This window comes from Desulfosalsimonas propionicica, from assembly GCF_013761005.1.
GTDB lineage: Bacteria > Desulfobacterota > Desulfobacteria > Desulfobacterales > Desulfosalsimonadaceae > Desulfosalsimonas > Desulfosalsimonas propionicica.
This window is the reverse complement of record NZ_JACDUS010000001.1, coordinates 386,017-406,433: the sequence shown is the minus strand read 5'-3', so window position 1 is coordinate 406,433 and position 20,417 is coordinate 386,017. Positions and strand designations below refer to the sequence as shown.

Genomic DNA, 20,417 nt, shown 5'->3' with positions numbered 1-20,417 from the left:
AAGAATGCAGCGTAGTTATCCGTACGTGAAATTCTGAGAAATTGCGCGTAACGCAGATATTGGACTTTTTATGGCGCCATCAAAAGTTAAATCAGCGATTCCAGACAGGTTTTGACAAAATACCAGTTGCACCGGGGGCCGCAGAGCACCAGGGACCACAGCGGGCTCTGACCGGGCTCCACTGCCAATTCCTGAAGCACCAGAACACCGTTTTCCCCGTGAAGGGTCAGCCCGGAAACCGGGCCCAGGCCCGCACTTTTGGCTGCGGGCGCGGAAGTGTTGAAAAAAGGAGCCAGCTTTTGGGTCAGGGCGCGGGTGTCGGGTTTTTTTGTTCCCTCGTATTGAAGGGCCTGAAAGGCCAGACGGCTGTCGACCACCGCGATAATTTTAAAATCCCGGGTTTCTTCGGACTGCTCCAGAATGGAGGCAATCTGTTTTACCACCTCCCGGCAATTCTGGGCCACCTCGGCCTCATCGCCAGGCCCGGGCTCCGGCTCCTGCTGATCCGGCTCGATTTCCTCCACAAGCTCGATGACTTCGAAATCCTCTTCAAAGGTGCGGGCTTTCTCCCCGTCGCCCCAGGCCTCGGAAGCCGGCAAGGGATCAGCGGGTTTTGCAGAGGTGCTCCAGGTGGCGTCGGCAAAATCCATGAGCTTGGTCTTGACCCTTCTGCGGGTGCGGCGCCGGGGCAGGTCTGAAAAGGAAAAGGAAATCCGGTTCCAGGATGCGATCTGGCCGGCGGCCTCCTGCACCGACAAATCCCCGCAGTGGGCATCGATGATCTCACCGTTTTCAAAATACAAAAACCCCATACGCTTGCCTGCGGCCTTGACCTTCATGCGGCAGGTTTTCTGCTGCAGTTCCAGCAGGGGCAGAAGCGTTGCCATGTTCATGCCCTGGGCGCCGGCGCCTTCATCGCGCAGATTTAACCCCACAAAAATGGCCGACACCAGCGATCCCACCTGGAACGGCTTTTCCAGGTGATAGAGAAAGGACTGCTGGCTGATGCGCTTTTTAAACCAGGGTTTTCCCCGGTCGGTCATGACAATGCAGGGGGTCCGGGTATGATTGATGGACATGTAGGAAAGCAGTTCCAAAGCATCCAGGCTAGGGGTTTCAATGTCTGCGGCCAGCACGGAAACCGGCTGCTTTGACAGGAGAGAAAGCGCCTGACGGCCGTCAGCCGCGGTGAGCACCTCAAACTGCCGAACCTTTTCCAGACCGGCTTTTGTCTGCTCCAAAAAGGCCTCGTCTCCGTCGACAATCAAAACCTTATCCATGACCCCATCCAATATATGTATTGACAGCAAAAATACCGGGCCCTTATAATAAAATCAGTGCAAAAAAGCTTATACCATATTCAACTCCCGGATTTCAACGGAAATACAACGGAAGCAGCCATGGACGCGCAAGACCCCCGACATGCCGAATACAAACATGTCTCCGCTTTGGAAAACCCGTTTGAGGCCCAGCTGCTTGAATCGATTCTCAGAGAACGCCAAATCCCTCACTGCATGCGCTCTCATCATGACACGGCCTATGACGGTTTGTTCCAAATGCAGAAGGGCTGGGGGGAAGTGTTTGCCCCGGAGCCGCAGCACGGCCCCATTCTTGAAATCCTGGAGCAGATCCGGCAGGAGGGTCAAAACAGCAAACACCCGGATTCTGAAAGATAATTTTTTGTGCGTGCGTCCGGCATGCTTCGTGTTAATAATGATGCATAGGAAAGCCTATTTGCGACCATAAGAAGGGAGATATACCAATGAAAAACTACCAGGACGCTTTTGCGCAGGCATTGCAGGTCGGACGGCCGCCCAACGTGGTGGAACTGTTTCCCAATTCCAGGGCCCTGATTGTCAGCGGCAAGTTCATCGACCGGGCTATGCTCAAAAAGGGCAAAGCCATTGCCATGGCCGCCAACGGAAGAAACTACTTTGTCATCCGGGGGGCACTCATGGCGGCCCAGCGGGCCAATGCCGCCATTATCATCGAGATTGCCAAGTCTGAGAGCAACTATTGCGGGGTGAATTTCTGGAACATTGCCCGGATAGTGGACAATCTTTGCAATGAAATGGGAATCACCGTGCCCGTGGCCGTGCATGCCGACCATTACGGCATCAAAGGCCCCGAAGACGTGGAAGCCGCCAGGACCGAAATACCCAGTGTATTTGACGCGGGCATGACCTCCATTGCCCTCGACGCATCCCACCTGCCGGATGAGGAAAACCTGCTTTCCAGCCTTCAACTGTGGCCCTATGTGCCCAAATGGGCGGGCCATGAAACAGAAGTGGGCGAAATAAAAGGAAAAACCGGTCTGTCCACCCCCGAGGAAGCCCTGTTTTTGATCCAGGGACTAAACGCCCATGACGTGTTTCCGGACTGGATCGCTTTGAACAACGGCACCACCCACGGCATTGAGGCGGCATCCGAAGGCATCCAGATAGAGCTCACCGCCAGGATCCACGATGCCCTTGCCCCGTACAAGGTTTCGGGGGCCCAGCACGGCACTTCCGGAAACTCCTCGGACCGGCTGCGAAAAATCGCCGGGCAGACGCGCACCACCAAGGCCAATGTGGCCACTGCCCTGCAGATGATTTCCTGGGGCCTGGAGGTCAACGATTACGGCAATGCAAAGCTCGATGACAACGGCAACTTTGTCAAGGTTGAAAACCAGGGCGTCACCGAGGACATGTGGAAGGAAATGACCGCCTACGCCGAATCCAAGGGTTTGAAAAAGGGTGATTTCAAAAAAATCAACCTCCCGTTTGAAAGCCGGCTGCTGGCCCAGCCCAGAAAAGTGCGCCTGCGAATGGCCGAGCGGGTGGAGCAGTTTGTCTACAACATGCTGGTCAACGTTTTAAACTGCAAGGATACAGCGCCCATTGCGGTTGAAGAAATCCTTGCAGCCGGCTCCCACGACCCGGGACCCAAGGCACAGCGCCTGGAAGATCCGGAAAACTGGAGCGAAAGCCGGATCCGGGACCGGGGTGCGGCAATTGAACGCGACCGGGGCGAAGCCGGCAATTTTGAAGACTGATCCATGAAAGAAAAAAATTTCTGCCCTTACTGCGGACTGGGGCTCACAGAAAAATTTACCGAAGGGCGCATGCGGCAGTACTGCAGCGCATGCGCCCTTCCCGTGTATGAAAACCCGGTTCCGGCCACCAGCGTGGTGGTGGCAGACGAATACGACCGGATTCTGCTGGTAAAACGCAACATAGAGCCCAAAACCGGCTGGTGGTGCCTGCCAGGCGGGTTTCTGGAAACCGGGGAGAGCCCGGAGCAAGGCGCACTGCGGGAACTGCGCGAGGAAACCGGCATTTCCGGGAAAATTGACATGCTTCTGGGGGTGCTCACAAACGAGGGCCGGTTCTACAAAGCCATCCTGATGATCGGCTTTTTGGTCAGAAGCTTTTCCGGAACCGCTCGGGCCGGAGATGACGCAGATGATGCCGCCTGGTTTGACAAAGACCGGCTGCCGGAAATCGCATTTAACAGCCACCGGTCCCTGATCCGGATCTATTATGCCGGCTACCGGCAAAACAACCCAAATCCCGCATACAGTCCGTAATTGCGGGCCTTATTGGTTTTTCTCCCACTCGGTTTTCAGATCCTGCATTCTTTGGGCCACGGACTGGCGGACATCCCGGGGAATCACCCGGGCCACACCCCCTGCAACAGCGTTAATGCGCGGGGCCATAACCGATTCATGCACCATTTGCCGGCCGCCGGCGGGCAGAAAGGTAATCAGGAGAAAAAACAGCAGGGAAACCAGGACCACGGCCTTTAACGCCCCGAATACCGCCCCCAGCACCCGGTCAATAACGCCCAGCAACATCAGCTTAAGAAGCGTACGAAGCAAAAATCCCGCCAGGGTGGCGGCCAGAAAAAACACGCAAAACAGAATCAGAAAAGAGGCGATATAGATGTAGTGCAGATTCTCAATCCACCCGGAAAGCAGCGGGGCCAGGAGATCATGATGCATAAAGGCCGCATAGAAGCCCCCGACCACGCCCACAATGGCCGCCACCTCCCGGATCACACCCCGGAAAGCGCCCCGGATAATGCTGTAACTGAGAATGACAACAATGACCATGTCAAACGGATTCATCCCCAAAATTCCTTTTGGGCAGGCCGGGTTGTTGACAAGGCCCGCAGGATCATTATTATGGAAGCCTCTTTAAAAACGGCAGAAGGACCCATTTGTTGACTAACAGAGGGGGAAAAAACCGTCAAGCTCGTTTTCCCGGCAAACCGGGCTTATTTTGTCAATTGCAAAATATGAATTGCCCGTGATATACAAAATCTGTATACAGCACCGGGTAATAACAACCCGGCTATAAAACTTTTTACCCACTGCATTGCACCTTATGATGAATTACCAGGAAAAAACCCGAACAGAATTAACCTTTCCAGACCCGGCCCTGGCCCGGAGCCTGTTTGGCACCCATAACGCCAATCTGCAACGAATCGCCGAATCCTCCGGGGCAAAGATTCACGCCAGGGGAAACGGGGTGCTCGTGGAAGGCGACTCTGTTTCAGCCGAGCTGGCCTGCGAGATTTTAAACCAGCTCTATGGCCTGCTAAAGGAGGGATACCCGGTCTATCCCAATGATGTGGATTACGCAGCCAATGTGCTGTGCCGGGACTGCAGCGTGAAATTAAAAGAAATCTTTCTGGATACGGTGTATATTACTTCCGGCCGGCGCACCATCACCCCCAAGAGCCCGGTTCAGAAACAATACATTGATGCGGTGCGCAACCACGACATCGTCTTTGGCATCGGCCCGGCAGGAACCGGGAAAACCTATCTGGCCATGGCCATGGCCGTGGCCGCCCTGGCCAGAAAAAAGGTCAGCCGGATCATCCTCACCCGACCGGCAGTGGAAGCCGGCGAGGCCCTGGGATTTCTGCCCGGGGACCTGGCGGAAAAGGTCAATCCCTATTTGCGGCCCTTATATGACGCACTGCATGACATGATGCCCTTTGAAAAAGCCGGGGGGCTTATCGAACAGGGGGTCATCGAGGTGGCTCCCCTGGCCTTTATGCGGGGCCGGACCTTAAATGACGCCTTTATCATCTTAGATGAAGCCCAAAATTCCACCTCCGAGCAGATGAAGATGTTTCTTACCCGCATCGGGTTTAACTCCAAGGCCGTTATCACCGGAGACATCACCCAGAGCGACCTGCCCAAGAACCGGGCCTCCGGGCTTGTAGAGGCCAAAAAGTTGCTGGCGGAGATCGCCGGCATTGAATTTGTGTTTTTTTCCAAGCGAGACGTGGTGCGCCACAAGCTGGTGCAGAAAATCATTGACGCCTACGAGCGCAATGACAACCAGACCGCTGATACCCAAAGGCAATAACAGCCTTCCTTGCCAGGACGCCCATGAACATCTTCCAACGCACTGATATTTCAGTCAAAAAACCCAACCTCACGGCCTGGATCGTCATTGGCATTTTGGCTGCGGCCACCCTTGTTTCCACGCTGATTTTTTATCCCAAACTCATTGTCATCCAGACCCCATACCAGGTTGGCGACATTGCCGATGAAAACATCAAGGCCGCCAGGGACGTTTTTATTGAAGACGGGCGGGCCACCCGCAAAAAGCAGCAGGAAAGCCGCGACCGGGTGCTTACGGTATACGACCATGATGTTTCCCTGATCGATCAGTTAAAAAACCGCGTTAACATGGCCTTTGCCACCCCCCGGGCGGTTTTTGAACAACCCCCCGCCCTTGGCCAACAGGAAGGGGTGCCGGTTTCAGAGGCTGTGGAAAACACCCGGAAGCTAAACCTGCGCAACCAGGTGTGGGAGAAAAAGCAGGAATTTGAAAAAACCCTGGGCATTTCCATCAGCAACGGCGCATACAGCATCCTGTTCAACGAAAAGTTCTCCCCAAAAATCCCCGAGCTGATAAACCGCATTCTCACCGAGGTGCTGACAAACGGGGTGGTGTCCAACAAGGAACTGCTGCTGCGGGAAAACGACCGGGGCATTGTCTTAAAAACCGTGGGAAGCGGAAACGAGCGCCACATTACCAACCTGCGGCAGTTCTACAGCCTGGACCAGGCCAAGACCATGGTGCGCATCATCGGCGATCCCATGCTAAAGGGCATGGAATACAACCTCGTCAACCTGATCGTGGACTTTACCCAGCGCCTGGTGCAGCCCAATATCACTTTAAACAAAAGCGAGACCGAAAAACGGCGTGATGCCGCGGAAAAATCCATCAAGCCCATCATGTACCAGATTAAGAAGGGCGAAATGATTCTGCGGGAAGGCGAGCGCATCTCAGAAACCGACATGCTCAAGCTCCAGGCCATAGCGCACCAGGGGGGAAAAAAGAAACTTCTGGGAAAGGCCCTGGGCACCGGATTGATCATTTTTGTCCTGCTGATGGTCACCTATCTCATCCATCTGCGCCACCGCCCGGAAATAGCCCACAACCCCTCAGGCCGGCTTTTGTTTCTGGCCGCGGTCATGGTCAGCGCCTTTCTGATCGCACAGGTTTCGGTTTCCCTGGCCGTGTCCCTGTCAGAGGAAATGACATATTCCCTGAACGCCTCCTGCATGTTCTACGGCATTCCCCTGGCGGCCGGGGCCATGATCATCTGCCAGTTCATGGGTTTTTCCGTGGCATTTCCCCTTGCCGTTGTTACGGCCCTGCTCACGGGCCTGCTGTTTGAAAACGCCTATCTCATGAGCCTGTATTTTCTGATAAACAGCGTGATGGGCGCCTACTGGTCGCGCCACTGCCGACACCGCAGGGATTTGATCAAAACAGGGGCCAAGCTGGGTCTGTTTAACATGGCGCTGGTGGCCATTATCAATATCTACAGCCTCAACCTCGGAGTGCCGGAAATTTTCTGGGACTGGACATTTGCCTTTATCGGCGGCATCAGCGCAAGCATTGTCACCATCGGGGTGGCCCCGCTGGTGGAAATGGGATTCGGCTTTACCACAGACAGCACGCTTCTGGAGCTGTCCAACCTGGATCAGCCCCTGATGCGCCGGCTGATGTTAGAGGCACCCGGCACCTATCACCACAGCGTTATCGTGGGTTCCCTGGTGGAGGCAGCAGCCTCTGAGATCGGCGCCAACCCCCTTCTGGCAAAAGTTTGCGGATACTACCACGATATCGGAAAGCTCAAAAACCCCCTTCACTTTATTGAAAACCAGAGCGAGGGCAAAAACATCCACAACAAGCTGGCCCCGTCCATGTCGTGCCTGATTCTGATCTCGCACGTGAAAAACGGCGTGGAACTGGCCCGGGCAAACAAGCTGGGCCAGGAAATCATTGACGCCATCCGCCAGCACCACGGCACCAGCCTGATCAGCTATTTTTACGAAAAAGCCAAAAAACAGAAAAAAGACCAGCCGGTCAACATTGACAACTTCCGCTACCCGGGCCCCAAACCCCAGACCAAGGAAACCGCGCTGGTCATGCTGGCCGACCAGGTGGAGGCGGCCGCGCGAACCGTTGAACATCCCACTGCCTCGCGCATCCAGGGCCTGGTGCAGCAGCTGATCAACAAGACCTTTTCAGACAACCAGCTCGATGAATGCCCCCTGACATTAAAGGACCTGCACCATATCGCCAAAAGCTTCATGAAAATTTTGACCGGGATCTATCATCACAGAATCGATTACCCGGAAAAGCCAACCCCAGGCAGTGCAAAGGAAAAAAATGGCCGTTCTGATCACAAACAACCAGACTCTTTACAAAATATCAATGGATCAAATACAGACGACCGCCCGGGAACTCTTAAACGCCTTGGACAAGGCTGAAGCTGAACTCTCCCTTGTGGTCACAGACGATGAGCACATCGCAGAGATCAACCGCCAATACCTCAAACGATCCGGACCCACCAACGTGATCGCCTTTCCCATGGGAGATCCGGAATTTCCGGAAGTGCAGCCCGAGCTGCTCGGAGACGTGATCATCTCTCTTCAGACCGCGGAAAAAGAGGCAGTGGATGCGGGATACCCTGTGGCCGAGCGGTTTACCGAACTGCTCATTCATGGTATTTTGCATCTTCTGGGATACGACCATGAAACCAATGATGCAGACGCCCGGCAGATGGCGGAAAAAAGCCGGGTGCTGACAGATCATTTAAAAAAAACCAATCTGCCGGAAAACCCGGGACAGATGATCGCCCCGGTCTGAGAAGATGGACACAACAGAACAGCAACAAGGAGAAAGAAAGGAAAAAACCATGGCCGGACTGGCAGTCAACGTGGATCACATTGCAACCCTGCGCCAGGCAAGGGGCGGTGCAACCGCTTACCCGGACCCGGTTCACGCGGCCTTGCTGGCCGAACTCGGAGGGGCTGACGGTATTGTGGTACATCTTCGCGAAGACCGGCGCCACATCCAGGACCGGGACGTATATTTGCTGCGAAAAACCGTGCAATCGCGACTCATCCTTGAAATGGCGGCCACAGATGAAATGATCTCCATTGCCGCAGACCTCAGGCCCGATCTGGTGACCCTGGTGCCGGAAAAGCGAACCGAGCTGACCACCGAAGGGGGCCTGGACGTGCGCGGCCTGGCAGAGGTCACCCAAAAAGCCGTTGAATCCCTGCACAGCGCGGCCGTCCCGGTAAGCCTGTTTATCGACCCGGATGCCATACAAATCCGCGCTTCAGCTGATACCGGCGCGGACATGGTGGAAATCCACACCGGCGCATTCTGCGAGGCCTCTGATCCGGGGGATAAAAAGGCCCAGTTTTCCGCCATAACAGATGCCGCACACCTGGCCCATGAACTGGGCCTGGGGGTCAATGCCGGCCACGGGCTTTGCTATAACACCATCGGGTGGTTTGCCGGCACCCGGATCATTGACGAATTCAGCATCGGCCATTCCATTGTCTCCAGGGCCGCCCTGGCGGGCATGGAAAAGGCCGTTCGGGAAATGCGCAACCTGATCAAGGAGCTGTGATGTATATCCTGACAGCCGATGAAATGCGGGAGATGGACCGGCAAACCATTGAAACCTTCGGCCTGCCCGGCCGGGTCCTCATGGAAAACGCCGGCCGTGGCGCGGTGCGCGCCATTTTTGACACCTGGCCGGAAATCTACAGCCGCAGGGTGGCCGTTATTGCCGGAAAAGGCAACAACGGCGGAGACGGGTTCGTGATCGCCCGCTACCTTGCCCAGCACGGCGTGGACGCAGCCGTGTACCTGCTGGCCTCCCGGGACCGGCTCAGGGGGGATGCGGCCGCCAACTTCAAACACCTTGAGACCCTTGGCATACCGGTCACGGAAATGCCCGATGACCTCACCTTCAGCCGGTACAAAGAGGAAATCGCGCAATGTCATCTGATAGTTGATGCGATTTTGGGCACAGGTCTGGATTCCGAGGTAAAGGGGTATTTCAGAGACATCATTGATTTCATCAACCAGGTATCCGCACCGGTATTTTGTGTAGACATTGCCTCGGGCCTGCACACCGAAACCGGCCAGCCCTGCGGCATCTGTGTAAAAGCCGATGCCACGGCCACGTTTGCATTTGCCAAGCTGGGCCATATGCTGCTGCCAGGAGCCCGATACACTGGAAAACTTTTCATCATCGACATTGGCATCCCCCCCCACATTGTCCGGGCAGCAAACCCCCGGCACCAGGTGCTCACCTCCGGGTGGATCCGCTCACGGCTGCCGGCCCGGGACCAACAGAGCCACAAGGGCCAGACCGGCCACGTGCTGGTGGCCGCCGGCAGCACCGGCAAATCCGGGGCTGCTGTCATGGCCGCCACTGCGGCCATGCGCGCCGGCGCGGGCCTGGTGACCCTGGCCGTGCCTGAAAGCATCAACACCATCGTGGAGAGCCGGGGCCTGGAAACCATGACCCGCCCCCTGGCAGAAGCCCGGGGCGGAACTCTGGGCAAAGACAGTCTGGAACCCATTGTTTCCATGCTTTCAGACAAATCCTGCCTGGCCCTGGGCCCGGGTATGGGCACGGCAGACACCACCCGGGAACTGGTGTGCGCTCTGATCGAAAACAGCCCTGTTCCAGTGGTTGTGGATGCAGACGGATTAAACAACCTGGCCGGGTGCCTGGGGGTGCTGAAAAACAAACGCGCCGAAATCATTCTTACGCCGCATCCCGGGGAAATGGCCCGGCTGGCGAAAACTTCCACGGCGGAAATCCAGGCCGACCGGGTGAGCGCCGCCCGAAACTTTGCAAAAGCCCAAGGGGTGCTCCTGGTGCTCAAGGGTGCACGAACCGTGATCGCCCACCCTGACGGTCGGGTTTTCGTAAATACCACGGGTAACCCGGGTATGGCCTCCGGCGGCATGGGTGATGTATTAACCGGCATGATCGCCGGGTTTACCGCCCAGGGGGTGGCAGCTGATGCCGCCTGCCATCTCGGGGTTTATCTGCACGGCGCCGCCGCAGACCTGCTGGCCAAAAACCGGGGACCAGTCGGGTACATGGCCGGGGATGTGATGGATCATCTGCCGGAAACCTTTGGCGCAATTGATTCCGGCGCATTTACGGACATGGCCCATGACTGCCGGCCCCTGCTCTGATCGGCCAAAAGATTTTCCCGAACCCCGGGCCGTATTAAAGACAACCACCCAAAGCCATGCCCAAAGCTTTGACCTGGCCGCGGCCCTGGGCGCCTGCATCCGGCAGCAGAATCGCCAGCGACCCTGCGTGATCGGTCTTGGCGGAGATCTCGGGGCGGGCAAGACCGTTTTTGTCCAGGGCCTGGCCCGGGGCCTGGGGGTGGATGAGCGCACGGCTGTCACCAGTCCCACATACACACTGATCAATGAATATCCGGGGGACCGCCGGCTGTTTCACGTGGATCTCTACCGCATTGACGGCGGCGGGGATCTCGAGGACCTGGGTTTTGACGACATATTTGAGGGTTCAAACGTGGTGGCCGTGGAATGGGCTGAGCGCCTGGACTTTGCCGATCTCAGGCCGGATATCTTCATCCGGATCCGGGTCTGTGGAAATGACCGGCGGGGATTTGCCCTGGATTTTTATGGACCGGATGCCCCAAATCTGGTAGGAGCCTTACAAAAAACAAAGGACTTTCAATTTCTGCGAGGATAACGCGATATGGCGTTGATAGTGCAAAAATACGGCGGAACATCGGTGGGCGATCTGGACCGGATCCGAAACGTGGCCAAACGCGTGGTTCGAACCCGGGATGCGGGAAACGACGTTGTGGTGATTCTGTCTGCCATGAGCGGGGTCACCGATCAGTTGATATCCATGGCCGGCAATATCTGCGGCACCCCGGACTGCCGGGAAATGGACGTGCTTCTGGCCACAGGCGAGCAGACCACGGTGTCGCTGATGGCCATGACGCTTCAGGCCATGGGATACAAGGCCCGCTCCATGCTGGGCCACCAGGCTGAAATCCTCACCGACAGCAGCTACAACCGCGCCCGGATTCAGGAAATCGGTGCCCGCCGCATCAGGGATCTGCTGGGGCAGGGCAACATCGTGGTGGTGGCGGGATTTCAGGGTGTGGACGCACAGGGCGATATCACCACCCTGGGCCGCGGCGGGTCGGATACGTCTGCGGTTGCCGTGGCCGCGGCCTTAAACGCCGACCAGTGCGAGATCTACACGGATGTGGACGGCATTTACACGGCTGATCCCAACATCTGCGCCAAAGCGCGCAAGCTGTCGCGCATCGCCTACGACGAAATGCTGGAGATGGCCAGCCTGGGGGCCAAGGTCCTCCAGATCCGGTCCGTGGAGTTTGCCAAAAAATACAACGTGCCCCTGCACGTCAGGTCATCGTTTAACGAGGAGGAAGGAACCATGGTGGTTCATGAAGATGCCAATATGGAAAAGGTCGTGGTCTCCGGGGTTACCCACAACAAGAACGAGGCACGCATAACCCTGCGCAAGGTGCCTGACAAGCCGGGCATTGCCTCAAAGATCCTGGCCCCCATTGCCGAAGCCGGCATCGGTGTGGACATGATCATCCAGAACACCCGTTTGAGCCACATGACCGATCTGACCTTTACGGTTCCCAAATCCGACTTTGGCGCAGCCATGGAGATCGAAAAAAAGGTGGCCGGAGAAATCGGGGCCGAGGAAGTGCTCGGAGACGAGGATATCGCCAAGGTTTCGGTGATCGGGGTAGGCATGCGCAGCCACTCCGGGGTGGCCTCGAAAATGTTTGCCACCCTGTCTGCGGAAAACATCAACATCCTGATGATCTCCACCTCGGAAATCCGGATTTCCTGCGTGATCGAGGAAAAATACACGGAACTGGCCGTGCGGGCCCTTCACACGGCATTTGCTCTCGACAACGAGTAACGTGCCGCCAGGAGGCAGAGCAAAACAGGCCATGAAAAGCTTTTCCCCTGACCAGCTCATCATGGTGCTCATCGTGGCCGCGGTGATACTGGCACTGGTTTTCAAGCGGCTGTTTTTCGGCATTTAAGCCCGGGCGTTACCGCTGCCTGACCAGTGCTCAGGCCAGGCCGCCGCCCGCGGCTTCCCGGATTTCAGCGGCGATTTGTTCCGCGGCTTTCCCGGGATCATCCGCATCCCGGATGGGCCGGCCGATGACCAGGTAATCCGCCCCGTTTTGAACTGCCTGCCCCGGGGTGACCACGCGCTTTTGATCGTCTTTTCCAACCGAGCCGGCCGGCCGGATACCCGGCACCATGGTAACAAAATCGCTGCCGAATTCGGCCTTGATGGCTGCGGCCTCGTGGCCCGAGCAGACAACTCCGGCGCATCCGGCATCCCTGACCATCTGCGCGCGCTTCATAACAAGGGCGCCGGGATCATCGGCATAAACCGGATCAAACCCGGCCTTTTGCAAATCCTTTCCGGAAACACTTGTCAAAACCGTTACCCCCAGAACGCCCACCCGGCCGCTGCTGCCGCGTACCGCGGCTTTGAGCATGGCCGGAGATTCCCCGCAATGCACCGTGGCAAACACCACCCCGTCCCATGCGGCAATGCGCTCCATGGCCCGGCCCACTGTGGCCGGAATGTCGTGGAGCTTCAAATCCAGAAAGATGGCCGAATCCCCGCTTTCACGGATGGTCTCAATGATTTGCCCCCGGCCTGAGATAAACAGCTCCAGGCCGATTTTAAACATTCCCACCCTGCCCGAAAGCTGCCGGGCATATTCGGCTGCCTCGGCCACGGTGGGCAGATCCAGGGGAAACACGATACAATCTGCTGCTGTCTTTTTTTCTGCCATTGTCCCGCCCTTTGTTTTCCTTTTCAGATATCAATTCAGGCCAAAAATTTCAAACCATAGATTGCCGGATGCTGCATCCGTATTATCTTATTGATCCAGAGTACGGATTTTTGGGCGAAACGGAAAAGGAAAACCGCTGATGAAAACAAAAAAACAAATACTGACCTGCCTGCTGGTGATCACGGCTGCTGCGGGTTTTGTCACCGGTTTCCTGATATCGCAACAAAAGGAGTCCCATGCAATGAACACAACGGATCAATCCGCAAAAACGCGCATTGCAACCTTTGCCGGTGGCTGTTTCTGGTGTATGGTCCCGCCCTTTGAAAATCTCGAAGGGGTGGGTTCCGTGGTTTCCGGATACGCCGGGGGCAGCCGGGAAAATCCCACATACGAACAGGTCAGCTCGGGTGCAACCCGGCACGTGGAAGCCGTGCAGATCACCTATGACCCGGCGCTGATCAGCTATGACCAGCTGCTTGATGTCTACTGGCACCAGATCGACCCCACAGACGCCGGCGGCTCGTTTGCCGACCGGGGGCCCCAGTACAGGTCCGTGATCTTTTTTCATTCAGATGACCAGAAAAACCGGGCAGAAGCCGCAAAAGCGGCACTTGAGGCCTCCGGCCGGTTTCAGGCCCCCATTGCCACCGAGATCCGGCCCTATACCACATTTTACGCTGCCGAAGATTATCACCAGGATTATCACGAAAAAAACCCCCTGCGCTACAAGATGTACCGTTTTGGATCCGGCCGGGACCGTTTTATCAAAAAGCACTGGCAGAACAATGACAAACCAAAAGCTCATGAGCCCGATGACACCACGTCCGGGACGTCCTGGAACCGGCCCCCTGACGAAGAGATCCAAAACCGGTTGTCAAAGCTGCAATATCACGTTACACAGGAAAACGGCACGGAACGTCCGTTTGACAATGCATACTGGGACAACTCCGAGGCCGGACTGTACGTGGATATCGTCTCTGGTGAACCGCTTTTTGCTTCCACGGACAAGTTCAAGTCCGGTACCGGCTGGCCCAGTTTTACCCGGCCCATTGCCCCGGATGCAGTGGTGGAAAAAGCCGATGTGAGCCTGTTTATGACCCGCACGGAAGTACGCAGCCGCATAGCCGACTCCCATCTGGGCCACGTGTTTGACGACGGCCCGCCGCCCACAGGCAAGCGCTACTGCATGAACTCCGCCGCCATGCGCTTTATCCCGGCCCATCGGCTTGGGGCCGAAGGATACGGGGAATACGAAAAACTTTTTCCTGAAGACCAGACGGAGAAAACCAGCGCAGCAGGCGGAAACTCTTAATGCTTTAAAGGAGCCGACAACGCATGACGTTTAAGTGGGCCAAAAGGCACGCGTCCGGAAGACTTGTATTTGCTTTGATAACACTGATTTTAGTGGCACTGGCGGCGGCACCCGGCAAGCAGACCGCCCGTGCCGGGCAAACCGGTGAAAAGAGCAATCGCAATGAGCAGCCCTCGGAACGGGATTTTTACAAATGGCTCCAAAACCTGCGAAATGAGGCAAAAAAAGCGGGCATATCCGAAAAAACCCTGGATGCAGCCCTGGGTGATCTTGCCCCGGTTCGCCGGGTGGTGGAGCTAGACCGGCGCCAGCCGGAGTTCACCCGGAGTTTCCGAAGCTATCTGCGCCGCCGGGTCACCCGGGAGCGGATCTACCGGGGCCGGGCCCTGCTGGAAAAACACCGGGCCCTGCTCGAAGATATTTATGATCAATACGGAGTGGCCCCGCGCTACCTTATTGCCTTCTGGGGCCTGGAGACCCATTTCGGCAATCACATGGGCGGGTTTTACGCCGTGGAAGCCCTGGCCACCCTGGCGTATGACCGGCGGCGGGCCGATTTTTTCCGCGCCGAACTCATTCACGCGCTTAAAATAATTGACCAGGGCCATGTGCGGCCCCGGGATATGACCAGCTCCTGGGCCGGGGCCATGGGGCACATGCAGTTTATGCCGTCTACCTTTAACCATTACGCCCTGGACTATACCGGAAACGGACGCAAGGATATCTGGGGCAGCCTGCCCGACGCCTTTGCCTCTGCAGCCAATTTTCTTTCCCGCATCGGGTGGCGGCCGGACCAGAACTGGGGCCGTCAGGTAAGGCTCCCAAAGGATTTTAACCTCTCCCTTGCCACCCTGGACACAAAAAAAAGCGTGGAAAAATGGAAAAACCTGGGTGTGCAGGCCGCAGACGGCACAGCACTTGCCAATGCAGACACGCAGGCATCAGTGGTTCTCCCCCAGGGGGAAAGCGGACCGGCATTTCTTGTGTTTGATAATTTTCGCGCGATCATGCGCTGGAACCGATCTGTGAACTATGCCATATCCGTGGGCCATCTGGCAGACCGCATTGTTGGCCTGCCGCCGATTTTTTTCGGCCCGAATGCTGCCGATGAAACCCTTTCGCGAAATCAGATCATGGAAATCCAACAGAACTTAAACCGCCTGGGCTTTGACGCCGGCCAGGCAGACGGCGTGGCCGGCCCGCGCACCCGGGCTGCCATCCGTGCCTTCCAGCAAAACCATGATCTGGCCGCAGACGGTTATCCCTCTGCCAAACTCCTTGAGCGGCTGCGCGCGCAATAGCAGCGCTTTGGGTTTGCGTTATTTCTTTTTTTGGTTTTCCCGGTTTTTCAATTGCCGCTGCCATTGCTTATATAGCGGGTCATTGAGATCAATGGTATCCGGATCAATGAGCCATCGAAACTCCCCCCGGGCTGCGGCCTTATCCAGCTCTTTTCTGTACCGGGCGTAATTGGCCGGCGCCATTGCCGCAAGCGGCGCCCAGTCGGCCTCCACCGAAAGTGTCGGGCAAATGCTCACGCAGCGCCAGCAATAAATGCAGGGGTCCTGAATACGCGGGGGCTCCGCGTCAATGTCAATGCCGCCGACCGGGCAGTTTTCCTCGCACAGGCGGCACCGGATACAGGTTTCCGTGTTAATCGTAAATTCGGGTATGATCCGGCTGATTTTCTCCTTTGTCATGGTTTTGCTCTCCTCGATCCACTCCTGGGAGGACACCGGGCCCGGCTCTGGAATCAGTCCATCATCACCGGTTTTTTGAATCTGAACGCTGCGCTCCACAATATTTTCGCCAAAGGCTTTGGCCTCCTGAAAATCGATTTCATCCGGGTGACCGGTGGTGTAGCTCGGGTAGGGATAAAACGGAACCGTTAGATCCGCGTAACTGTGGTGAAACCCGATGACCTTGGCGCCCCTTTTGCTCAGCTTCTCTGTTATGGAAGGGAAAAAATTGCCGATTACATTGGCGTGGGTGCAGAACACAAACCAATGCCGGCTGTTTTGTTCCGGCAATGCTTCAATAAAATCCTGCACATTTAGCGGCTCCTTATACCAGAACACCGGGGCTCCGAGTCCAATGAGATCATATTCGGACAGGGATTCAGAAGCTGTCTCATTTAAGGTTTTCATCTCACATTGGCTTCCTGTCGCTGTGATGCCCTGATCAATACATTCTGCGATTTTGTGCGTATTGCCGGTCTGGGAAAAACAGATAATCAGCGTTTTCATATGTCAGACTCCTTTCCGGGGTTAAACATGTCCATTTGTCTTGTTTACCTGCAAGAAGCAAAATCCGGGCCTGATGCCTGCAGTGCCGGTTGGTTTGTTTTTCTGCTGTTCTGCCGGGCCAATCCGGCACGCCGGCAGATTGCCGGCAACTGAAATAACGTTACCACTTACAACATTTACTCTGCAATCCGTTACGTTGACCAGTCAAAAACCGGCCCCCGGAAGCCAACGCCCGCCGGAAATCAATAAATAACGCAATTTACGGCTTCTTTAAAGCGACTTTGGATTTTTTTGCATCATGGCCCAATTATTGAATTTTGATTTATAAAAACGGTTCCAGTAACAACAATTGCCCAATCTGTTAACTTTGATTCTACCAGAGCCGTTACCAGTCTTTCAAAATGGAGGAAAACCCATCCTGAATTTTTTCTTTATTCCTCATAACCCCCTATAAAACTTCGTTTTAATTGACAAGTTCCGAAATATGTGTATTTTAAAGGCACTTTACATATTTTTATTGCCGCGTTTGCTGTTGATTCTCTGAAGGAAACTCTCCATTTAACCCGGCATGCAAGAGATTATAACAAGCCCTGTCAAACATCTCCAAGAAGCCGGGATAAATGTTCACTCTTCAAGCCAGGAGAATCTATGACCCTGAAAAAAATAAAATTATCGCGCAAATCAACGATCTTGGATTTTCCAAGAAAAAATCCACTGAACTTTTCAAGACCCTCCTGGAAGTTATAAAGAACAGCCTTGAATACGGTGAAGATGTCCTTGTCTCCGGTTTCGGGAAATTTCAGGCGAGAGACAAGGCTTTCAAACGAGGAAGAAACCCGGCCACGGGAGAGGCTATGGTGCTGGATGCGCCCAAAATGGTTACCTTTCGGCCTTCCCTTTGATCGGCCCCGTTCTTGCTCTGGACATCAGAAAATAAAAAAGGAGGTCGTAACATGCAGGTGATTCATGAATTTGAAAGATTCTCAGTAGCTCGATCCGGCAAAGAAATCTTTTATATAGACCATAAAGAACACGGGCAACAGATTATTTTTCTGCCTTCCCCCAACACTGCAGAATATGATGCCGAGGTCCGCTGGATTGAGTCACCAGACCGGGTTGAGACAGATTTTTTAAAATACCTCAATACCTGAATTGAGCGCTTTAAACTTCTGGGCTTTTATCCCTGCCCGCATGGCAACTCTTTTCCCGGCAGGATACACTGTTTTCATTGAAGCTGCACCTTGAATCCGTCATTGCTCTGTTCCGCCAACTTTGGAATCCTGGCGGGGAACAGCCCTATGGTGCATTTTATAACATCTGGAATTTTTTAAAAAAAATTGTCCAAAATATTTGACACCCGTGTTTTTCAGACACATATAAAATTATGATAAAGCCAAACCAGTCGATAGATTGGGACGGAAAGTCACGGGTCTTTTTGACGCTGATATTTCTTTGCGTACGAAAAAAGATAGCCGGACTGCCATTTTTGTGGCAGTCCGGCTTTGTTATTGGCGCAGGCGACTCTTTATCGACGTTTTCGATATATTTCCACTGCTGTCCAAAACAATTTAAAAACTGATGTACGGAGTTAATAACCCGGGGGAGGAGGCTGATTGATCAAAACAGCGCTCTGCCTGCGCTGCATCGCAAAAGAAAGGAGCCCCTATGAATCCCGAAAATGCATCGAATCTGCCCGCTCTGGTATGGGATGCCGGTGTCGTCATCTCTGCCACCATCATGGCCCTTGCTGTCATTGCCGGCTATTTGATCTACCTTTTCATTTTGCAAAAAAAATTTTTCGAGGCCTGCAGGGAAGAAAAACAGATGGGGCTTTATTTCCAGAGCCCGGCAGGCCTCCCCAACGGGACAGTCCGATCCATTTTGGCCCTGGTGATCGTCACCATTTCGATTCTGTTGATCGTTCCCATGGCCTTTACCGAAAACCTCCAGTTCCCAGAATCACTGTCCGCCGTTTTGGGAACGGTGCTCGGATTTTATTTCGGCAGCCGGACCGGCACCAAGGAGCAGGAGAAAGTTCTCGGCGACCAGATGAAGACCATCCAGGGGGAAAGGGACAGGGTTGTTCATGACAAGGAGCAAAGCGAAGCCCTCACCCTCATCACCCGGATCGGGAAGGGAATCGCCCTTTCCAGGGCCGTGATCGACCTGCTGCCGGAAAAAGAGCGGGCCTCGGGGCGGCGCATCATCGAAAAGCTCGAAAACGGCATGGACACGGCCAAGACCCTGCTCGGCACGGGAAACATGGAAGCGGCCCGGAACAAAGCCGCCGAGGTGTTCGATCTGTTCAGGGAGGCAAACCCGGCAAGGGGGATCGTGGCCAAAGCCATTCACGCCTTTTCCCGCACTCTGGGCGGCGTCCTTCCCCCGGTGGCCATCATTACGGCCGTAGCCGGCATCGGCGTGAAGCTTTCCGGGGTCGCCTACCAGAAATGGAAGGCCCGAATTCTCCATCTGCCCTTCCCGCCGTCAGTGCTTCCGCTGGAGGTGGTTGACGCCAATACCGGCCTTGTTGTTTTTCTCAACAGTCCCCGGTTCAAGGAAACATTTTTGCCGGAGCTGCAGGCCAATGACCGGGATTTTGTCCAATCCGCCGTCCACGAATTTCTGCGCACCGAGGAAACCGAATCCCTGTGGAAGCGCTATCGGGAGCGGTTCGATTCACGGGAGGACTTCGAAGCAGGGCTTGACGAATTCCGGCGAAATGCTGCGGCCCTGGAGCTGGGACAAGAGATCGATCCGGAATGGGCCGCCGATTTCGGGGGGATCGAAAAACTCACCGCCGCCATAGACCGTCTTCACGCAGATGATGCGGCCCGGGCCAGCCTGGACGAGCTGGTCATGGTGGTGGAGGGCTTGCATCGGAAAGGCGAACCGGTGCAGTCGATTTTCTCAAAAATCCTCAAGGAGGTGGCCCCTTGAAAACGCGGTCCTTTTTTTTAAGTCTTTTGCTGCTGGCCGTGCTCGCGGCTGCCATGGGCGGGTGTGCGGCGGTCAACCCGACGATTGCCACCCTGGATAAGGCCAAAACACTTTCCGCGGAAGGTCGTTACGCCGAGGCCGCAGACCTTGATTTTGACTGCACCGAAACCAATGAAGGGTGCGGCCAGCTCTATCTGGTCACAGGGGACGCCTGCTACCGCCTGGCTATGGCCGCCGATGCGGCCGGCAGGAAAGAGGCGGCAAAAAACCGCTACGCGTGCACGGCCGATCGCCTGGAAGCCGGCATTGCGCGAACCACAGGATGGGCATCGACGGACATGCGCGCCCGGTACTATGAAAACCTCTGCGAAGCATTACGCAACTGGCAGGATCTGGAAAGCGGGAAGTCCGCGCGGATTATTACCCGGAGGCTTTCGGCGGCATCGGAACGTTTTCTGGCGAAGCACCCCGGCCATCCAGCCGCGGCCTACTTTTGGGTAAGTGCACGATTCGCCGCGGCTGCCCCGGAGCTTTTGGATCAGACAGATCCAGAAAAGCTCTGCGTCCGCCTAAACCAGATGATCCGAGATCTTGAGGAGGCGTCCGGCAAGGCCGGGGGAACCCGTTACGAGGAAAACCACCGGCGGTTGCTGATCGATATAAAAGGCGCCAAACAGGCGGTTGCCGGCTGTCGATAGCCGCTGTCAAGGAAAGGAGACAGACC

The 20,417-nt window shown here is 55.6% G+C and carries 20 protein-coding genes and 1 riboswitch; of the genes, 16 read left to right on the top strand and 4 right to left on the bottom strand.

What is annotated here, in order from left to right; genetic code table 11:
- Window positions 1-86: 86 nt before the first annotated feature.
- Window positions 87-1,280, bottom strand: coding sequence for a response regulator (locus HNR65_RS01805; protein ID WP_181549726.1), 1,194 nt, complete (start codon window positions 1,278-1,280; stop codon window positions 87-89).
- Between the two features lie 120 nt (window positions 1,281-1,400).
- Here HNR65_RS01805 and HNR65_RS01800 point away from each other — a divergent pair, with 120 nt between their 5' ends.
- The 3 genes from HNR65_RS01800 to HNR65_RS01790 all read left to right on the top strand — a co-directional run bounded on the left by HNR65_RS01800 (window position 1,401) and on the right by HNR65_RS01790 (window position 3,571).
- Window positions 1,401-1,676, top strand: coding sequence for a hypothetical protein (locus tag HNR65_RS01800; RefSeq protein ID WP_181549725.1), 276 nt, complete (start codon window positions 1,401-1,403; stop codon window positions 1,674-1,676).
- An 86-nt stretch (window positions 1,677-1,762) separates the two neighbouring features.
- A complete protein-coding gene (locus HNR65_RS01795; RefSeq protein ID WP_181549724.1) occupies window positions 1,763-3,037 on the top strand; it encodes a class II fructose-bisphosphate aldolase in 1,275 nt (424 codons plus the stop codon).
- A 3-nt stretch (window positions 3,038-3,040) separates the two neighbouring features.
- The gene (locus tag HNR65_RS01790; protein ID WP_181549723.1) at window positions 3,041-3,571 is read left to right on the top strand and encodes an NUDIX hydrolase; all 531 of its coding nucleotides are present in this window, start codon (window positions 3,041-3,043) and stop codon (window positions 3,569-3,571) included.
- Window positions 3,572-3,580: 9 nt separating this feature from the next.
- Here HNR65_RS01790 and HNR65_RS01785 read toward each other — a convergent pair whose 3' ends face one another.
- Window positions 3,581-4,111: a CvpA family protein gene (locus tag HNR65_RS01785; protein ID WP_181549722.1), complete on the bottom strand. Its 531-nt coding sequence runs from the start codon at window positions 4,109-4,111 to the stop codon at window positions 3,581-3,583.
- A 259-nt stretch (window positions 4,112-4,370) separates the two neighbouring features.
- Here HNR65_RS01785 and HNR65_RS01780 point away from each other — a divergent pair, with 259 nt between their 5' ends.
- Genes HNR65_RS01780 through HNR65_RS01750 form a run of 7 tightly spaced genes read left to right on the top strand, consistent with a single transcriptional unit; the run spans window position 4,371 to window position 12,294 of the window.
- On the top strand, window positions 4,371-5,363 hold the full coding sequence (locus HNR65_RS01780; protein ID WP_181549721.1) for a PhoH family protein: 993 nt from the start codon (window positions 4,371-4,373) through the stop codon (window positions 5,361-5,363).
- 23 nt (window positions 5,364-5,386) lie between these two features.
- Window positions 5,387-7,789, top strand: a complete 2,403-nt coding sequence (locus tag HNR65_RS01775) for an HD family phosphohydrolase (protein WP_181549720.1) — start codon at window positions 5,387-5,389, stop codon at window positions 7,787-7,789.
- Window positions 7,689-8,168, top strand: a complete 480-nt coding sequence (gene ybeY / locus HNR65_RS01770; RefSeq protein WP_220128249.1) for an rRNA maturation RNase YbeY — start codon at window positions 7,689-7,691, stop codon at window positions 8,166-8,168. The genes HNR65_RS01775 and ybeY overlap by 101 nt, the downstream gene beginning before the upstream one ends.
- A 49-nt stretch (window positions 8,169-8,217) precedes the next feature.
- On the top strand, window positions 8,218-8,943 hold the full coding sequence (locus HNR65_RS01765) for a pyridoxine 5'-phosphate synthase (RefSeq protein WP_181549718.1): 726 nt from the start codon (window positions 8,218-8,220) through the stop codon (window positions 8,941-8,943).
- On the top strand, window positions 8,943-10,535 hold the full coding sequence (locus tag HNR65_RS01760; protein WP_181549717.1) for an NAD(P)H-hydrate dehydratase: 1,593 nt from the start codon (window positions 8,943-8,945) through the stop codon (window positions 10,533-10,535). Before HNR65_RS01765 ends, HNR65_RS01760 begins: the two co-directional genes overlap by 1 nt.
- Window positions 10,513-11,070, top strand: coding sequence for a tRNA (adenosine(37)-N6)-threonylcarbamoyltransferase complex ATPase subunit type 1 TsaE (gene tsaE / locus HNR65_RS01755; protein ID WP_181549716.1), 558 nt, complete (start codon window positions 10,513-10,515; stop codon window positions 11,068-11,070). Before HNR65_RS01760 ends, tsaE begins: the two co-directional genes overlap by 23 nt.
- A 6-nt stretch (window positions 11,071-11,076) precedes the next feature.
- The gene (locus HNR65_RS01750; protein WP_181549715.1) at window positions 11,077-12,294 is read left to right on the top strand and encodes an aspartate kinase; all 1,218 of its coding nucleotides are present in this window, start codon (window positions 11,077-11,079) and stop codon (window positions 12,292-12,294) included.
- Window positions 12,295-12,451: 157 nt separating this feature from the next.
- On the opposite strand, the gene pyrF is transcribed toward HNR65_RS01750, so the two are convergent.
- Window positions 12,452-13,195 carry an orotidine-5'-phosphate decarboxylase gene (gene pyrF, locus HNR65_RS01745; RefSeq protein ID WP_181549714.1) on the bottom strand — a complete coding sequence of 248 codons (744 nt, stop codon included), beginning with the start codon at window positions 13,193-13,195 and terminating at the stop codon, window positions 12,452-12,454.
- A gap of 139 nt (window positions 13,196-13,334) precedes the next feature.
- Between pyrF and msrB the strand changes: the two genes are divergently transcribed.
- Together msrB and HNR65_RS01735 are read left to right on the top strand one after the other, a co-directional pair.
- Window positions 13,335-14,507 (top strand): peptide-methionine (R)-S-oxide reductase MsrB, encoded by a 1,173-nt coding sequence (gene msrB, locus HNR65_RS01740; RefSeq protein WP_181549713.1) that lies wholly within the window; start codon window positions 13,335-13,337, stop codon window positions 14,505-14,507.
- Window positions 14,508-14,530: 23 nt separating this feature from the next.
- A complete protein-coding gene (locus tag HNR65_RS01735) occupies window positions 14,531-15,808 on the top strand; it encodes a lytic murein transglycosylase (protein ID WP_181549712.1) in 1,278 nt (425 codons plus the stop codon).
- A gap of 18 nt (window positions 15,809-15,826) precedes the next feature.
- Here the strand turns inward: HNR65_RS01735 and HNR65_RS01730 are convergent, their stop codons facing one another.
- Window positions 15,827-16,753, bottom strand: a complete 927-nt coding sequence (locus HNR65_RS01730; RefSeq protein ID WP_181549711.1) for an EFR1 family ferrodoxin — start codon at window positions 16,751-16,753, stop codon at window positions 15,827-15,829.
- 620 nt (window positions 16,754-17,373) lie between these two features.
- Between HNR65_RS01730 and HNR65_RS01725 the strand changes: the two genes are divergently transcribed.
- The 4 genes from HNR65_RS01725 (at window position 17,374) to HNR65_RS01710 (ending at window position 20,391) form a co-directional block, all read left to right on the top strand.
- The gene (locus tag HNR65_RS01725) at window positions 17,374-17,655 is read left to right on the top strand and encodes an HU family DNA-binding protein (RefSeq protein WP_181549710.1); all 282 of its coding nucleotides are present in this window, start codon (window positions 17,374-17,376) and stop codon (window positions 17,653-17,655) included.
- A 51-nt stretch (window positions 17,656-17,706) separates the two neighbouring features.
- Window positions 17,707-17,904, top strand: a complete 198-nt coding sequence (locus tag HNR65_RS01720; protein WP_181549709.1) for a hypothetical protein — start codon at window positions 17,707-17,709, stop codon at window positions 17,902-17,904.
- A 231-nt stretch (window positions 17,905-18,135) separates the two neighbouring features.
- Window positions 18,136-18,238, top strand: a riboswitch (cyclic di-GMP riboswitch).
- 180 nt (window positions 18,239-18,418) lie between these two features.
- A complete protein-coding gene (locus tag HNR65_RS01715; protein WP_181549708.1) occupies window positions 18,419-19,693 on the top strand; it encodes a hypothetical protein in 1,275 nt (424 codons plus the stop codon).
- A complete protein-coding gene (locus HNR65_RS01710; protein WP_181549707.1) occupies window positions 19,690-20,391 on the top strand; it encodes a hypothetical protein in 702 nt (233 codons plus the stop codon). The genes HNR65_RS01715 and HNR65_RS01710 overlap by 4 nt, the downstream gene beginning before the upstream one ends.
- Window positions 20,392-20,417: the final 26 nt, after the last annotated feature.

What these genes read in the sequence shown, in the direction of transcription:
- HNR65_RS01805 (WP_181549726.1), bottom strand. Translation starts at nt 1,280, where the DNA reads ATGGATAAGGTTTTGATTGTCGACGGAGACGAGGCCTTTTTGGAGCAG.
- HNR65_RS01800 (WP_181549725.1), top strand. Translation starts at nt 1,401, where the DNA reads ATGGACGCGCAAGACCCCCGACATGCCGAATACAAACATGTCTCCGCT.
- HNR65_RS01795 (WP_181549724.1), top strand. Translation starts at nt 1,763, where the DNA reads ATGAAAAACTACCAGGACGCTTTTGCGCAGGCATTGCAGGTCGGACGG.
- HNR65_RS01790 (WP_181549723.1), top strand. Translation starts at nt 3,041, where the DNA reads ATGAAAGAAAAAAATTTCTGCCCTTACTGCGGACTGGGGCTCACAGAA.
- HNR65_RS01785 (WP_181549722.1), bottom strand. Translation starts at nt 4,111, where the DNA reads ATGAATCCGTTTGACATGGTCATTGTTGTCATTCTCAGTTACAGCATT.
- HNR65_RS01780 (WP_181549721.1), top strand. Translation starts at nt 4,371, where the DNA reads ATGATGAATTACCAGGAAAAAACCCGAACAGAATTAACCTTTCCAGAC.
- HNR65_RS01775 (WP_181549720.1), top strand. Translation starts at nt 5,387, where the DNA reads ATGAACATCTTCCAACGCACTGATATTTCAGTCAAAAAACCCAACCTC.
- ybeY (WP_220128249.1), top strand. Translation starts at nt 7,689, where the DNA reads ATGGCCGTTCTGATCACAAACAACCAGACTCTTTACAAAATATCAATG.
- HNR65_RS01765 (WP_181549718.1), top strand. Translation starts at nt 8,218, where the DNA reads ATGGCCGGACTGGCAGTCAACGTGGATCACATTGCAACCCTGCGCCAG.
- HNR65_RS01760 (WP_181549717.1), top strand. Translation starts at nt 8,943, where the DNA reads ATGTATATCCTGACAGCCGATGAAATGCGGGAGATGGACCGGCAAACC.
- tsaE (WP_181549716.1), top strand. Translation starts at nt 10,513, where the DNA reads ATGACTGCCGGCCCCTGCTCTGATCGGCCAAAAGATTTTCCCGAACCC.
- HNR65_RS01750 (WP_181549715.1), top strand. Translation starts at nt 11,077, where the DNA reads ATGGCGTTGATAGTGCAAAAATACGGCGGAACATCGGTGGGCGATCTG.
- pyrF (WP_181549714.1), bottom strand. Translation starts at nt 13,195, where the DNA reads ATGGCAGAAAAAAAGACAGCAGCAGATTGTATCGTGTTTCCCCTGGAT.
- msrB (WP_181549713.1), top strand. Translation starts at nt 13,335, where the DNA reads ATGAAAACAAAAAAACAAATACTGACCTGCCTGCTGGTGATCACGGCT.
- HNR65_RS01735 (WP_181549712.1), top strand. Translation starts at nt 14,531, where the DNA reads ATGACGTTTAAGTGGGCCAAAAGGCACGCGTCCGGAAGACTTGTATTT.
- HNR65_RS01730 (WP_181549711.1), bottom strand. Translation starts at nt 16,753, where the DNA reads ATGAAAACGCTGATTATCTGTTTTTCCCAGACCGGCAATACGCACAAA.
- HNR65_RS01725 (WP_181549710.1), top strand. Translation starts at nt 17,374, where the DNA reads ATGTTCACTCTTCAAGCCAGGAGAATCTATGACCCTGAAAAAAATAAA.
- HNR65_RS01720 (WP_181549709.1), top strand. Translation starts at nt 17,707, where the DNA reads ATGCAGGTGATTCATGAATTTGAAAGATTCTCAGTAGCTCGATCCGGC.
- HNR65_RS01715 (WP_181549708.1), top strand. Translation starts at nt 18,419, where the DNA reads ATGAATCCCGAAAATGCATCGAATCTGCCCGCTCTGGTATGGGATGCC.